The sequence below is a fragment of the Streptomyces sp. NPDC005302 genome, assembly GCF_040607345.1.
Taxonomy (GTDB): Bacteria; Actinomycetota; Actinomycetes; order Streptomycetales; family Streptomycetaceae; genus Streptomyces.
This window is the reverse complement of the sequence record NZ_JBEXGN010000014.1, coordinates 65318-78937: the sequence shown is the minus strand read 5'-3', so window position 1 is coordinate 78937 and position 13620 is coordinate 65318. Positions and strand designations below refer to the sequence as shown.

The window sequence follows — 13620 nt, the reverse complement described above, 5'->3', positions numbered from 1 at the left end:
ACGGGTGGGCGCAGGGCGCTGACCGGCGACGCCTGACCGAACGGCTTCCTCAAAGGCGTGTGCGAAACTGCCGCGATGACCGCAGAAACGATCACCGCGTCCGCCGCGGGCACCTGGACACTGGGCGACCTCACCGTCAGCCGCGTCGGCTTCGGCGCGATGCGCCTGACGGGCAGCGCGGCCTTCCACCACGGGACGCCGAGCGAGCGCGAGCGTTCGATCGCCGTGCTGCGCCGGGCGGTCGAGCTGGGCGTGGACCACATCGACACCGCCGCCTTCTACTTCTCCTCGCTGCGCTCCGCGAACGAACTGATCAACAGCGCCCTCGCCCCGTACGCCGACGACCTGGTCATCGCCACCAAGGTCGGGCCGTTCCGCGACTACGCGGGGGAGTGGGGCACCTCGGCCCGGCCCGACCAACTGCGCGCCCACGTCGAGGAGAACCTGCGGCAGCTCGGCCGCGACCACCTGGACCTGGTCTATCTCCGCCGCATGCGACAGGACTCCATCGCCGAGCACTTCGGAGCACTCGCCGAACTGCGCGACGCCGGAATGATCCGGCATCTCGGTATCTCCGACGTCGGCATCGCCCACCTCGACGAGGCCCGCGCCATCGCCCCCGTGGTCTCCGTGCAGAACCGGTACGGGCTCGGCGGCGCCTCACCCGAGAACGACGCCCTCCTGCGGGCCTGCGGCGAACTCGGCATCGCCTTCGTCCCGTTCTACGCGATCGCGGGCAAGGGCGGCGAGCTGGTCCCCGAGGGCGACGCGACGGACGCCGAGGTGCGCGCCGTCGCCGCGGCGCACGACGCGACCCCCGCGCAGATCCGCATCGCCTGGACCCTGCGACAGGGCCCGAACGTGCTCGCCATCCCCGGCACGGGCAACCCGGACCACCTGGCCGAGAACGTCGCGGCGGGCGCCCTGCGCCTGACGGACGCGGAACTCGCCCGCCTCGACGCGTCGCACGCGGGGGCCTGAGACCGGACCCCCGTCCCCGCCTCGATCACGCGGACGCGGGGACAGGGGCTCGCAGGCCCGCGGAGCCGGCCGACTCAGCCGGCCGAGGCCCTCAGCGGATAGTGGTCCGAGAGGTTCGTGTACGTGGAGTCGGTGCCCCAACTGGACACCGTCCAGGGGGCGCACTGCTCCTTGACCACCTCGTTCGTCCAGCCGGCGGGGCGCGCGTGCCCCGCCCGGTGCAGGACGTAGTCGAGATCCTCACGGGGGTCGTCCGGGTAGCGGTCGAGGGCGATCGAGTTCTGCACGGTGTCGAAGGAGTACGGGTGCCCGGTCCGCGCGTCCGCGCCCACCAGGTCCGCGTCCGCGAGCATGGAGGCGTACTCCGTGGTCCGCGAGTCGACGTTCATGTCGCCCGCCACCAGCACCTGTTCGTCCGCCGGAATGTTCTTGGAGTCGAGGAAGGCGTCGATCGCCTTGAACTGACGGCTGCGCATCGACGCCGCCTCACCCGTGCCGCACCCGGAGTCCGTGGACTGCGCGTGCGTGCCGATCACATGCACCTTGGTCCCGTTCACGTTCAACACCACATAGGCGAAGCCCTTGTTGGACCACCAGTCGGAGCCGCACGCGTCCTTGTAGACGTACTGCTCCTTGCGCAGGACCGGCCACTTGCTCAGCACGGTGACGCCGCCGTCCTCGGGCGTCGTCGCGGAGTACGCGCCGCCGGTGGCGTCCCAGCCGCTCCTGCCGCGGCCCACCACGGGCGTCTGATACGGGTATTCGGCCGCCGCCGCGCCCTTCAGCGCGTCCGACGCCGAGTTGTCGAAGGCCTCCTCCAGCACCACCACGTCGTTCCCGCGGAAGAACGAGGTCTTCGGGATCTCCGCGGCCCGGTGGTCCTGGCCCCAGTTGGGGTACAGGTTCTTGCTCATGAGGAAGACGTTGTACGTCAGCACCTTCATGGAGGGCGTCGTCGCCGCGGCCGCCGAGGCGGGCGAGGCCCCGGCGAGCCCCGCGGCGGTCAGCGACAGAACGAGAGCGGCTGCGCACCGTGCGCGGCGCGGTGGGAAGTGCGGCACTGGGTCTCCCTGAGGGTGAGGGGGGCTTGAGTGGCGCCGCACATCAAATCACCGGCGATTACTGTCAGGTAACTCCCGTGCACGGAAAGGATGTCGTCGAGAAGTACGTCAGGAGGCCGTACCCGCGGGGGCCGGGGAGGGCGTCGCCCCGGCTGTCAGCCCAGCTGCTCGTGCAGGAAGGCCAGAGTGCTCTCCCACGCCTGCGCCGAGGACTTCGCGTCGTGGGTCGGCCGGCGGTCGTTGAAGAAGGCGTGCCCGGCCGGGTAGACGCGCAGGTCGGGGATGATGCCGGACTGCGCCTCGATCGCCTCGCGGAGCCGGTCCAGGTTCTCCAGGGGGATGGAGTCGTCCTCCTCGCCGTAGTGGCCGAGGATCTGCGCGGTGAGGCGGGAGAAGTCGGGCAGCTCGCCCTGGATCACCCCGTAGAACGGTACGGCGGCGGTCACCCGCGGGTCGGCCGCGGCCTGCTGGAGGACGAAGCCGCCGCCCATGCAGAAGCCCACCGAGGCGACCGTCCGCGAGGTGACCTCGGGCAGCCCCAGCAGATGATCGACCGCCCCGGAGAGCAGCTCCACACCGCGCGCGACGGGCAGCTCCCGCATCATCCGGAACGCCTCCTCGCTGTCGTGCGCGACGTTGCCGCCGTACAGGTCCGGCGCGAGCGCCACGAAGCCCTCGGCCGCCAGCCGGTCGGTGACGTCGGCGATGTGGTCGGTCAGGCCCCACCACTCCTGGATGACGATCACGCCCGGGCCGCGCCCCGTCGGCGGCAGCGCCAGATAGCCGTGCGCGGTGCCTCCCGCGCTGGGGAACGTCACGTTCTGGTGGGCCGGGGACCCGGTCGGCTGCGGCAGCTCGGACATGTCACTCAACTTCCGTGGGGGACGGGCGTCGGGCGGGGCGCGGCGGGCCGGCCCCGAGTCGATCACCACCCTGCCATGCGCTGCCGCGTCACCGGCCCCCGCCCCGCACGGCCCGGGTCGAAGGGGCGGCAGGCCCCGTGCCCGCTCTCGATCCGCTCCCGATCCCCACCGGAGCACTTGACGGGATGCCGTAGGGTACGTGTTACGTATAACCCTGGAGAGGTCCCATGCGACGCATCGCCCTGGTCACCCTCGTCGTCGACGACTACGACGAGGCGATCCGCCACTACACCGACGCCCTCGGCTTCCACCTGGCCGAGGACACCCCGCGGCCGGACGGCTCCCGCTGGGTCGTCGTCGAGCCCGGCACCGGCGGCGGAGGGACCGGGCTGCTGCTGGCCCGCGCCAAGAACGAGGAGCAGCGCGGCCGGGTCGGCGACCAGACGGGCGGGCGCGTCGGCTTCTTCCTGCACACCGACGACTTCGCCCGGGACCACGCCCGGATGCTCGCCGCCGGCGTCACCTTCCTGGAAGAGCCCCGCCACGAGCCGTACGGCTCGGTGGCCGTCTTCCAGGATCTGTACGGCAACCGCTGGGACCTGCTCCAGCCCGCCGGGTGACCTGCCCCCGGCGCAACCCCGCACCTTCCGCACCTCCCGCACCCTTCCGCTCCGAACGACCTGCCGAGGAACACCGCACATGACCGCGCCCCGCATCGACATCGACACCATCCGCCGCCTGCCCAAGGCGGTGCTGCACGACCACCTCGACGGCGGCCTGCGCCCGGCCACCCTGGTCGAGCTCGCGCAGAGCGTCGGCCACACGCTGCCGACCACGGACCCGCAGGCGCTGGCCGACTGGTACTACGAGGCCGCCAACTCCGGTGACCTCGTGCGCTACATAGCCACCTTCGAGCACACCCTCGCGGTGATGCAGTCCCGCGAGGGCCTGCTGCGCACGGCCGAGGAGTACGTCCTCGACCTCGCGGAGGACGGTGTCGTCTACGGCGAGGTGCGTTACGCGCCCGAGCTGATGGTGAACGGCGGGCTGACCCTGCCCGAGGTCGTCGAGACCGTGCAGCAGGGTCTCGCCGCCGGTATGGCCAAGGCCGCCGCGGCCGGCACCCCGGTGCGGGTCGGCACGCTGCTGTGCGGGATGCGGATGTTCGACCGCACGAAGGAGATCGCCGACCTCGCCGTGGCGTTCCGGGATGCCGGAGTCGTCGGCTTCGACATCGCGGGCGCGGAGGACGGCTTCCCGCCCGCCGACCACCTGGCCGCGTTCGAGCACCTGCGGCGCGAGAGCGTCCCGTTCACCATCCACGCCGGTGAGGCGCACGGTCTGCCCAGCATCCACCAGGCGCTCCAGGTGTGCGGTGCCCAGCGCATCGGCCACGGTGTGCGCATCACCGAGGACATCGTGGACGGCAAGCTCGGCCGTCTCGCCGGCTGGGTCCGTGACCGCCGTATCGCACTGGAGATGTGCCCCACCTCCAACCTCCAGACGGGCGCGGCCCGTTCCATCGCCGAGCACCCCATCACCGCGCTGCGTGACCTGGGCTTCCGCGTCACCCTGAACACCGACAACCGTCTGGTGTCGGGCACGACGATGACGCGTGAGATGGCGCTGCTCGTCGAGGAGGCGGGCTGGGGCATCGACGACCTGCGCACGGTCACGGTGAACGCGGTCAAGAGCGCGTTCATCCCCTACGACGAGCGCAAGGCGCTCATCGAGGACGTCGTGCTCCCGGGCTACGCCGGCTGAACCAGACCGCGGACGTAGGCGGCCTGTCCGACGTGCTGGAGATCGTCGGACAGGACGCTGACCAGACGCACGCCGAGGGTGACCACCGGATCCCAGCGCTCGTCCACGACGCGCTCCAGGTCCTTGGCGGCCAGGCCGCCGATGAACTCGACGGTCCGCTCGTGGACGGCGTCGTGGTAGCCGGTCAGCAGGTCACCCGACTCCACCCGGACCCGGGCCACCTTCGCGGCGGTGTGGCCGTATCCGGTGTCCCGGCGGGGCAGGTCGAGACCGAACCGCTTCGACCAGTCCCCGGTCAGCCACACCTGTTCGGTTCCGGCGGCGTCGGCGACGTGGTCGTCCTGGACGCGGGTGAGGTGCCAGACCAGCCAGGAGATCGAGTTGGCCGTCTCGCCGGGACGGGCGTTGAGGGCGTCCGGCAGGAGGCCCTCGACGGTGGCATGGACTTCTTCCCGGATGCGGCCGAACGCGTCGATGAGGATGTCCTTTGCATGCATGGGTCCACCATCGCGCATCGGGCCCGTCCCTGCGTCCCGAAGTCCGGGGAGAGCGGGGGACAGGGAGCCGTGGGGCACCGGGCCCGCCCTTCGATCACGCGTCGAGGGTCCCGCACCCTCCGGAAGTCGAGGGACGCCGGCCGCCGCGGTGAGAGCCGCGCCCCGCAGTACCGTCCGTCGTGTGTGATCCGTCATCTCCGCACTCCCGCCCGGCAGTTCGTGAAGGTTCTCCACGAGTCTGCTGCGGCGGCAGCGGCGGGTCAGGAGTGCTGGGCCCCGGACCGGGGTGGTGTCAGCCCCCCTGTCCGGGGGTGTCGAGAAGTGCCATGAGGGCGCGGGCGGCGGGGCTCGTGGCCTCGGGCGGCGGGAGCAGGGCGACGGTCTCGTACGACGTATCCGACGCGCCCTTGAAGGGCAGGGCCGTGAGGCCGTCGGCCTCGCGCTTGAGGCCGAAGTGGCGTGGTACGACGGCGATGCCGAGGCCCTCGTGGACGAGTTCCAGGAGGCTGTGCACGTCGTTGACCTCCAGGGCCACCGTCCGCTGCACACCGGCCGCCGCGAACGCCGCGTCCGTGGTGCGCCGCGGGCCCCAGTCGGGGTGGAAGTCCACGAAGTCCTCCCCGCCCAGTTCCTCGGGCGTCACCACGGCGGCGGTCGCGAGCCCGTGCTCCGGGTGGCACAGCACGGTCATCGGCTCGCTCGTCAGCGGCACGGACCGCAGCTGGTCGGAGTCGGCCCGGGTCCGCACCGCGAACGCCAGGTCGAGGCGGCCCGCCGCGACCTCCTCGGCCAGCGCCTCGGAACCCGCCTGACGGAGCCGGATCTCGACGTCCGGGTGCCGGCGCCGGAACGCCGCGAGCAGCGTGGCGCAGTGCACGCCCGCGATGCACTGCTCGGTGCCCAGGGAGAGCGTGCCGCGCAGGACACCCTGCACGGCGGCCACGGCGTCGTGCGCCGAGCGGACCTGGGCGAGTATCCGCTCCGCCTCGACGAGCAGGGCCCGCCCGGCCTCCGTGAGGGTGACCCGGCGGGTGGTGCGGACGAACAGGGGTGCCTGGAGCTCGCGCTCCAGCGCGCGGATCGACGACGACAGGCCGGACTGCGACACCATCAGCCGCTCGGCCGCCCGGGTGAAGTGCTGGTCCTCGGCGACGGCGACGAAGTGCTGTAGGTGGCGCAGTTCCATGGGGCCCAAGGGTAGACGGCCGGGCGCCGCGGTCCCGGACCGATCCGGACCGGCCCCCGGGTGTGAGCCGGACGGGATTGAGCGACGGGAGCGCTCAATCCCATCCGATCCTCCCGTTGGACCGATGCCCGGGCGGCACGCGAGAGTGGAGACCTGTTTTCCCCGGCCCCCAGGAGTACGCGTTGTACACCCCCGACCCCGACCGTTACGCGGACATGCCCTACCGGCGCACCGGACGCAGCGGTCTGAAGCTCCCAGCGCTGTCGCTCGGCCTGTGGCACAACTTCGGCCCGGACCGGCCGGCGGAGACCCAGCGCGCGATCCTGCGCCGCGCCTTCGACCTGGGCGTCACCCACTTCGACCTGGCGAACAACTACGGGCCGCCGCCCGGAGCCGCCGAGTCCGCCCTCGGCGACGCTCTGAAGGCCGACTTCGCGCACCACCGCGACGAGCTGGTCGTCTCCACGAAGGCCGGCTACCTGATGTGGCCGGGCCCGTACGGCGAATGGGGCTCGCGCAAGTACGTGCTGTCCTCGCTCGACCAGAGCCTCGGCCGCCTCGGCCTGGACTACGTCGACATCTTCTACTCGCACCGCCCGGACCCGGAGACTCCCCTGGAGGAGACGATGGGCGCGCTGCACTCGGCGGTCCAGCAGGGCAAGGCGCTGTACGTCGGCGTCTCCAACTACTCGGCCGAGCAGACCCGGGAGGCCGCCCGCATCCTGGCCGAGCTGGGCACCCCCCTGCTCATCCACCAGCCGCGCTATTCGATGCTCGACCGGCGTCCCGAGGACGAGGGCCTGCTGGACACGCTCGACGAACTGCGGGTGGGGTCCATCGCCTACTCGCCGCTGGAGCAGGGGCTGCTCACCGGCCGCTACCTCGACGGCATCCCCGAGGACTCCCGCGCCGCGAGCGACAGCCCGTTCCTGAGCGCGGACACGGTCACCGAGGAGCTGGTCGGGCGGCTGCGCACCCTGAACGAGATCGCCGCCTCGCGTGGCCAGTCGCTGGCGCAGCTGGCTCTCGCCTGGGTGCTGCGCGGCGGCCGGGTGACCTCGGCCCTGATCGGCGCGAGCAGCCCGCGGCAGCTGGAGGACAGCGTCGCGGCCATCGGCAACCTGGAGTTCGGTGCCGACGAGCTGGCCCGGATCGACGAGGTGGTCAAGCAGTAGCGCCGGGGCCGGCCGACGGGCCGCGCCCGGCCCGCGGTCCGGCCGGGTGCCGGGCCGTCGGGCCCTCGGGGTCAGTGGGCCGTCATGCGCTCGCTGAGATCCCAGAGCCGGGCGGCCTTCTCCGGGTCGACCGCGTACGCGAGGACGCCGGCCGGCGCCTTCTCGTCCCCGAGCCAGCCGTCCCGGTCCTCCGCCGGTACGAGCGGGCTGATGTCGCAGTTCTCGCAGTAGACCCCGCCCAGCCCGTCCAGCAGGGGACTGGTCGCGCACCACACGCCGGTCGCCGCGCCCTGCGGGACCGTCTTCAGCTGCCGGGCGGTGTCCCGTACGGGCGTGCCGTCCTCCTCGACGGCTCCGGCCGCCCGGAGCGCGTCCTCGGAGAGGTGCTTCGCCAGGCCCGTGTCGACGATGGTGCCCGGGTGCACAGAGAAGGCCCGTACGCCCTCCGCCCGGCCCCGCCGGTCCAGCTCGACGGCGAACAGGGCGTTGGCGCTCTTCGACCTGCCGTACGCGAGGAACGGCTCGTACGGGGTGTGCTCGAAGTTCGGGTCGTCGAGGTCGACGGGGGAGAAGCGGTGGCCGCGCGAGGACACCACGACCACGCGGGCGCCGTCGGCGGCGAGCAGCGCCGGCCACAGCCGGGACACCAGCTGGAAGTGGCCCAGGTGGTTGGTCGCGAACTGCGCCTCGTACCCCCGGGCGTCCCGGGTCAGCGGCGTCGCCATGATGCCGGCGCTCGCCACGAGCAGGTGCAGGGGCCGTCCGGACTCCAGGAACCCCTCCGCGAAGGCGTCCACCGACGCCGGGTCGATCAGGTCCATCGCCGCGACCTCGACCCCGTCGATCCCGTCCAGCGCGGCGGCGGCCCGCGCGGGGTCGCGGGCCGGTACGACGACCTCGGCCCCCGCGGCACGCAGGACGCGGACCGTCTCCAGGCCGATGCCGGAGTACCCGCCGGTGACGATCGCGGTCCGGCCGGTCAGGTCGACGCCCGCGGCGACCTCCTCGGCGGTGGAGGCGGGGCCGAAACCGGAGTGCAGGGGCTGTTGTGCGGTGGTCATGGGATGTCTCCTCGCGTGGGCGCTCCCTGAGCTGTCCCGTCCACCGTAGATCCGTCGATCGGGACGATGAATGCTTGAGAGTCCGTGATACTTGCGCGATAGTTCAGGTATGTCTGCCGATCCCCTCTCCGACGCCCTGGCCGTGGCCGACGCGCGCTGTGTGTTCTCCGGCGGGTTCACGGCCGGAGGCGACTGGTCCGTCCGGCTGAGGGGACGGGACAAGCTCAAGATCAACGCGGTGGTCCGCGGCGGCTGCCTGCTGGTCGCCGAGGACGGCGGCGAGGTTCTGCGGATCGAGGCGGGTGACGTCGTCGTCACCGACGGACGGCGCTCGTACGTCCTGTGCAGCGATGCCGGACTGGAGCCGGTGCGGTCGGCCGACGTGGCCGTGGATCCCGGCAGCCGCATGGCACACCTGGGCGACGGGGACGACTTCGTCGCCGTCTCCGGCCACATCGACCTGAGCCGGGACAGCGGCGACCTGCTGCGCGCGGCCCTGCCACCGCTGATGCGGCTGCGGGCCTCGGCGGCCGAGGCACCTGTCCTGAGCTGGCTGATCGGGCAGCTCCTCGTGGAGATGACGGCGGGCCGGGCGGGCGCCGACTTCGCCGCGGACCAGCTGGCCCAGCTCGTCCTCGTCCAGGTGCTGCGGGTCTGCCTCGACGGCACGCCGGATCTGCCGGCGGGCTGGCTGCGCGGACTTGCCGACGACGGCCTCGCCCCGGCCCTGCGTCTGCTGCACGCCGATCCGGGACGCCCCTGGCAGCTGGAGGAACTCGCCCGGGCGGCGACGATGTCCCGGACCACCTTCGCCCTGCGCTTCAAGGCCGCCGTCGGGGTGCCGCCCCTGACCTACCTGCTGAACTGGCGGATGAGTCTGGCCGCACGCGCCCTGCGGCAGGGTGGCACGCCCGTCGCGGCGCTCGCCCAGCAGGTCGGCTACACCTCCGAGAGCGCCTTCAGCAACGCCTTCAAGCGCACCACCGGCGTCGCCCCGCGCCGGTACCGGGACGCGGCCCGCGCGGCCGTCACGGGCACGGACACCGTGGTCCCGGCGGCTACGCGGTGAGCCGCTCCTCCAGGCGTACGGTCACGGTGTCGCCCTCCTCCTTCCCGATCGCCCTGCGCACCTCGGCCTTGACCGGCAGCTTGTGGGTGCCGTCGCCGAGTGCCATGAACGAACTGCGAAACGGCGTCCCGTCGACCGTGCCGACGACCTTGACCAGTCCGCGGGTCCCGAAGAACGTCACGGACTCGGGCCAGACGACATAGGTCCAGCCGCCGGCCTCGGGGCTCTTGCGCAGCACCGCCGTGAACTCCGCGTCGAGCTTGCTCACCGTGCTCATGTGGTCCTCCCGGTTCGGTGGTCCCCTCTACAAGAGACCACCGGAGCGGCGAGAACTCATCGCGGGAAGCCGCGCCGCCCCCGCCGCCCCCCGGGCCGCCGAGCAGCCGCACGGCGGCTCAGGCCGGTACGCGGTCCAGGAAACCGTGCACGCTGCGGATCCGGTCCTCGGCGTCCAGGACCACGACGTCGAAGCCGGCGACGGGTGCCGAGCCGTCCGCCTCGGCGACCAGTTCCCAGCCGAAGCGCGCCGTGTCGTGGTGTCCGTCGACTGTGCCGAGCAGCCGGAACGCGAATCCTGGGAACTGCTCGTGCGCGGCGGCGATCACGGCCGCGATCTGCTCGTGCCCGCTGACGTCGGCGAGCGGGTCGGTGTAACGGCCGTCCGCGGTCCAGGCGGCGGCGACCGCCTTGGCCAGCGCGTCGGGCTCGCCGGTGTTCCAGGCCTCCAGGTAGCGGGTGACGGCGGTCTCGTAGCGGTCGGAGTTCGCGGACATGGTGAACCAGCCTCCATCGGGGGACGTATCCATGGTCGGGATCCGCGTCCCGGGCCTTCGTGCCGCTCCGGGACGCGTTGCGACCACCCTGCCGGGCGCCGCCCGGAGCGTCGATTACCCCGCGGGTAATGGCCCGGCCGCCGGCCGCCGAGCGCACCGGAAGAGTGCCGATGCCCTTTCGGCCAAGAGCCGCGCTGAATATGCCAAGAGACTGGCTGGAATCACATGGTGACAGAGTGTCAGTAGTGGCGATACTCAATTAACAGGGCGATTCAGCCACGCCCTTGCACCCTCACGGTGCACTGCACATGAGCCGCACTGAAAGCGAGGCCGGACCGGCGACGAGCGACGCCTATGGGGGAACGATCGTGCACGACGAATTCCTGTGCCACGTCACCGCGTACGGAGTGTGCGGAGGTCAGCGCGTCGGCGTACCCCTCGGCACCTATCGCGCTCCCACGCTGGCCCTCGCCCTGTGGTGGATGCGGGACCGGGCGGCCTGGATGGCGGAGCGGCTCGACCCGCAGCCCGAGGACCCCACGTTTCCGCCCAACTCGATCGCGCCGGTGGGGGAAAGCGTCCCCGACGTCCCCACCATGCTGCGCGCCTGGTGCGGCGACACATCCCAACAGGAGCTGGTGGCGGAGGAGTTGGCGGCCGGGAAACTCGTCCGCGTCTCCACCAGCGACGACACCACCGAGTACGAACTGCTCGCCGAGTCGGTGGACGCGCTGCGCATGCACCGCACCGCCTCGGCGCTCGGTGTTTCCGCCGCCTGACGTCCGGCGGGGTTCCGTCGGCCCGCGCAGATCAGGCGCATACGTGGGCGAATAGCTAGAATTCAGGCATGGCAGAGAGGTCCGTCGCGGCGATCGCACCCCAGCTCGTCCTCGAAACCGAGACGGGCTCGACGGTCATGAGTCCGGGCCACGACTACCACGTAGGCCGCGATCCCCTCTGCGAGGTCGTGATCGACGACGTCCGGGTCTCGTGGCACCACGCCGTGCTGCGCCCCGACTCCGGCCACTGGACGCTGGAGGACGAGAACAGTACGAACGGCACGTACGCCGACGGCCGGCGCATCCACGAATGGGGCGTCGGACCAGGCAGTGTCATCCGCTTCGGCAGTCCCGCCGACGGCCCGCGCGCCGTCCTCGTGGGCCGGCCGCCGCCCGTCGCCGAACGCCCTTCCGCCGTCTCCGTACCCGCCGCCACCGGCACCTTCCGGCAGCCCACGACGGTGCGGCCCCTGCCGTCCCGCACGGTCCGGATCGGCCGCGGCGGCGACAACGACCTGGTCGTCGACGACCTGATCGTCTCCCGGCACCACGCCGAGCTGCTGGCGAGCCCCGACGGGACGTACGAGATCGTCGACCTCGGCAGTCACAACGGCACCTTCCTCAACGGGCAGCCCATAGCCCGCGCCCCGGTCACTCCGGGTGACATCGTGGGCATAGGACACTCCGCGTTCTGTCTCGTCGGCGACGAGTTGCAGGAGTACGTCGACAGCGGTGAGGTCTCCCTCGACGTGCAGGACCTCTCCGTCGAGGTGGACCGGGGCCGCAAGACGCTCCTGGACCAGGTGTCGTTTCCCGTCGGCGAGAAATGCCTCCTTGCGGTCGTCGGCCCGAGCGGGGCGGGCAAGTCGACCCTCCTGAACGCGCTCACGGGTCAGCGGCCCGCCGACCACGGCACCGTCCTCTACGACGGCCGCGACCTCTACCGCGACTACGCCGAACTCCGCCAGCGCATCGGCCTCGTCCCGCAGGACGACATCCTGCACGGCCAGCTGACCGTCCGACGTGCTCTCGGCTATGCCGCCGAACTGCGCTTCCCGCAGGACACGGCCAAGGCCGAACGCCGGGCGAGGGTCGACGAGGTGATCGGCGAACTGGGCCTGGAACAGCGGGTGGACCAGCCCATCCACAGTCTCTCGGGCGGCCAGCGCAAGCGCGTCAGCGTCGCCCTGGAACTGCTGACCAAGCCGTCGCTGCTCTTCCTCGACGAGCCGACCTCCGGACTCGACCCGGGCATGGACCGCTCGGTGATGCACATGCTGCGCGGGCTCGCCGACGACGGCCGCACGGTCATCGTCGTCACCCACAGCGTGCTGAGCCTCGACGTCTGCGACCGTCTCCTGGTGCTCGCGCCCGGGGGCAAGGTCGCCTACTACGGCCCGCCCGACGACACCCTCGCCTTCTTCGGCTACCGGCAGTGGCCCGAGGCCTTCGAGGCCTTCGAGCGCGACACGGACCGGGACTGGGCGACGGAGTACCAGGACTCGCCGTTCCACAGCCAGTACATCGACAACTCCAGCTCGCAGCCGCGCCGCACGGAGGACACCGGCGGAGCCGCGGTCGGGCCGCCCCCCAAGGCCCAGAGCTGGGGCTCCCAACTGCGCACCCTGGTCCGCCGCTACGCCGCGGCGCTCGGCGCCGACCGGACGTTCCTCGCCATCATGATCGCGCTGCCCTTCGTGATGGGCGCGATGGCGCGCGCCCTGGCCGGCGGCAAGCTGACCCAGGAGACGGCGATGAACGCGCTGCTCATCCTGTGCGTCGGCGGAGTCCTCACCGGCGCGGCCAACGCCGTACGCGAACTGGTCAAGGAACGCGTCATCTACCAGCGAGAACGGGCTGTCGGCCTGTCCAGATCGGCGTACCTGATGTCCAAGGTCGTCGTCCTCGGCACCATCACCGTGCTCCAGGCCGTCGTGCTCACCCTGGTCGGACTGTTCGGCGTCGACCTCAACGCGCCCGGCGGTGAAGGGGTCCTGATGCCCCCGCTCGTGGAGATCACCCTGGCCGTGGCCCTGCTCGCCTTCACCGCCATGATGCTGGGACTCCTCGTCTCCGCCCTGGTGCGCAAGGAGGAGGTGACGATGCCGCTGCTGGTGCTGCTCGCCATCGTCCAGGTGGTGTTCTGCGGAGCGCTCCTGAAACTGCACGGGGTGCCCGGCATCGAGCAGTTGGCCTGGCTGGTGCCCTCGCGATGGGCCCTGGGAGCCATGGCCGGGACCATCGGCCTCTCCCGTATCGTCCCCGGCGAGTTGACCGGCGACCCGCTGTTCAAGCACTCGACGGGCGTCTGGCTGCTCAACATGGGCATGTTGATCGTGCTCTCCGTCGTCTTCGGCTACCTGGTCCTCCGACTGCTGCGGCGGCGCGAGCCCGCCGTCATGCGGAAGTAG

The 13620-nt window shown here is 71.8% G+C and carries 14 protein-coding genes; 7 read left to right on the top strand and 7 right to left on the bottom strand.

What is annotated here, in order from left to right:
• Positions 1-75: 75 nt before the first annotated feature.
• The gene (locus ABZT74_RS21555; protein WP_356174582.1) at positions 76-981 is read left to right on the top strand and encodes an aldo/keto reductase; all 906 of its coding nucleotides are present in this window, start codon (positions 76-78) and stop codon (positions 979-981) included.
• Between the two features lie 74 nt (positions 982-1055).
• Here ABZT74_RS21555 and sph read toward each other — a convergent pair whose 3' ends face one another.
• Together sph and ABZT74_RS21545 are read right to left on the bottom strand one after the other, a co-directional pair.
• Positions 1056-2042: a sphingomyelin phosphodiesterase gene (sph, locus tag ABZT74_RS21550; RefSeq protein ID WP_356174579.1), complete on the bottom strand. Its 987-nt coding sequence runs from the start codon at positions 2040-2042 to the stop codon at positions 1056-1058.
• Between the two features lie 155 nt (positions 2043-2197).
• The gene (locus ABZT74_RS21545) at positions 2198-2905 is read right to left on the bottom strand and encodes a dienelactone hydrolase family protein (RefSeq protein WP_356174576.1); all 708 of its coding nucleotides are present in this window, start codon (positions 2903-2905) and stop codon (positions 2198-2200) included.
• A gap of 227 nt (positions 2906-3132) precedes the next feature.
• Between ABZT74_RS21545 and ABZT74_RS21540 the strand changes: the two genes are divergently transcribed.
• The gene (locus ABZT74_RS21540) at positions 3133-3525 is read left to right on the top strand and encodes a VOC family protein (RefSeq protein ID WP_355877537.1); all 393 of its coding nucleotides are present in this window, start codon (positions 3133-3135) and stop codon (positions 3523-3525) included.
• Between the two features lie 79 nt (positions 3526-3604).
• Positions 3605-4669, top strand: a complete 1065-nt coding sequence (locus ABZT74_RS21535; protein ID WP_356174573.1) for an adenosine deaminase — start codon at positions 3605-3607, stop codon at positions 4667-4669.
• Here the strand turns inward: ABZT74_RS21535 and ABZT74_RS21530 are convergent.
• Positions 4657-5166 carry a DUF664 domain-containing protein gene (locus ABZT74_RS21530; RefSeq protein WP_356174570.1) on the bottom strand — a complete coding sequence of 170 codons (510 nt, stop codon included), beginning with the start codon at positions 5164-5166 and terminating at the stop codon, positions 4657-4659. The genes ABZT74_RS21535 and ABZT74_RS21530 overlap by 13 nt on opposite strands.
• A gap of 292 nt (positions 5167-5458) precedes the next feature.
• Positions 5459-6352, bottom strand: a complete 894-nt coding sequence (locus ABZT74_RS21525; protein WP_356437219.1) for a LysR family transcriptional regulator — start codon at positions 6350-6352, stop codon at positions 5459-5461.
• A 182-nt stretch (positions 6353-6534) separates the two neighbouring features.
• On the opposite strand from ABZT74_RS21525, the gene mgrA reads away from it, so the two are divergent.
• Positions 6535-7527 carry an L-glyceraldehyde 3-phosphate reductase gene (gene mgrA / locus ABZT74_RS21520; protein WP_356174565.1) on the top strand — a complete coding sequence of 331 codons (993 nt, stop codon included), beginning with the start codon at positions 6535-6537 and terminating at the stop codon, positions 7525-7527.
• A 71-nt stretch (positions 7528-7598) separates the two neighbouring features.
• Here the strand turns inward: mgrA and ABZT74_RS21515 are convergent, their stop codons facing one another.
• Positions 7599-8588 (bottom strand): oxidoreductase, encoded by a 990-nt coding sequence (locus tag ABZT74_RS21515; protein ID WP_356437216.1) that lies wholly within the window; start codon positions 8586-8588, stop codon positions 7599-7601.
• Between the two features lie 109 nt (positions 8589-8697).
• Between ABZT74_RS21515 and ABZT74_RS21510 the strand changes: the two genes are divergently transcribed.
• Positions 8698-9657, top strand: a complete 960-nt coding sequence (locus tag ABZT74_RS21510; protein ID WP_356437213.1) for an AraC family transcriptional regulator — start codon at positions 8698-8700, stop codon at positions 9655-9657.
• Here ABZT74_RS21510 and ABZT74_RS21505 read toward each other — a convergent pair.
• Together ABZT74_RS21505 and ABZT74_RS21500 are read right to left on the bottom strand one after the other, a co-directional pair.
• A complete protein-coding gene (locus ABZT74_RS21505) occupies positions 9647-9934 on the bottom strand; it encodes a DUF1905 domain-containing protein (RefSeq protein WP_355877557.1) in 288 nt (95 codons plus the stop codon). The two genes, ABZT74_RS21510 and ABZT74_RS21505, sit on opposite strands and share 11 nt — an antisense overlap.
• Positions 9935-10052: 118 nt before the next feature.
• Complete coding sequence (locus ABZT74_RS21500; protein ID WP_355877559.1) at positions 10053-10430, bottom strand: nuclear transport factor 2 family protein; 378 nt, start codon at positions 10428-10430, stop codon at positions 10053-10055.
• 368 nt (positions 10431-10798) lie between these two features.
• Between ABZT74_RS21500 and ABZT74_RS21495 the strand changes: the two genes are divergently transcribed.
• On the top strand, positions 10799-11209 hold the full coding sequence (locus tag ABZT74_RS21495; RefSeq protein WP_356174823.1) for a hypothetical protein: 411 nt from the start codon (positions 10799-10801) through the stop codon (positions 11207-11209).
• 68 nt (positions 11210-11277) lie between these two features.
• Positions 11278-13620, top strand: a complete 2343-nt coding sequence (locus tag ABZT74_RS21490; RefSeq protein ID WP_356437210.1) for an FHA domain-containing protein — start codon at positions 11278-11280, stop codon at positions 13618-13620.

Excerpts from the sequence above, each read along its gene's own strand:
- ABZT74_RS21515 (WP_356437216.1), bottom strand. The coding sequence starts at position 8,588 with ATGACCACCGCACAACAGCCCCTGCACTCCGGTTTCGGCCCCGCCTCC.
- ABZT74_RS21545 (WP_356174576.1), bottom strand. The coding sequence starts at position 2,905 with ATGTCCGAGCTGCCGCAGCCGACCGGGTCCCCGGCCCACCAGAACGTG.
- ABZT74_RS21530 (WP_356174570.1), bottom strand. The coding sequence starts at position 5,166 with ATGCATGCAAAGGACATCCTCATCGACGCGTTCGGCCGCATCCGGGAA.
- ABZT74_RS21540 (WP_355877537.1), top strand. The coding sequence starts at position 3,133 with ATGCGACGCATCGCCCTGGTCACCCTCGTCGTCGACGACTACGACGAG.
- ABZT74_RS21490 (WP_356437210.1), top strand. The coding sequence starts at position 11,278 with ATGGCAGAGAGGTCCGTCGCGGCGATCGCACCCCAGCTCGTCCTCGAA.
- ABZT74_RS21505 (WP_355877557.1), bottom strand. The coding sequence starts at position 9,934 with ATGAGCACGGTGAGCAAGCTCGACGCGGAGTTCACGGCGGTGCTGCGC.
- ABZT74_RS21510 (WP_356437213.1), top strand. The coding sequence starts at position 8,698 with ATGTCTGCCGATCCCCTCTCCGACGCCCTGGCCGTGGCCGACGCGCGC.
- ABZT74_RS21555 (WP_356174582.1), top strand. The coding sequence starts at position 76 with ATGACCGCAGAAACGATCACCGCGTCCGCCGCGGGCACCTGGACACTG.
- ABZT74_RS21535 (WP_356174573.1), top strand. The coding sequence starts at position 3,605 with ATGACCGCGCCCCGCATCGACATCGACACCATCCGCCGCCTGCCCAAG.
- ABZT74_RS21525 (WP_356437219.1), bottom strand. The coding sequence starts at position 6,352 with ATGGAACTGCGCCACCTACAGCACTTCGTCGCCGTCGCCGAGGACCAG.
- ABZT74_RS21500 (WP_355877559.1), bottom strand. The coding sequence starts at position 10,430 with ATGTCCGCGAACTCCGACCGCTACGAGACCGCCGTCACCCGCTACCTG.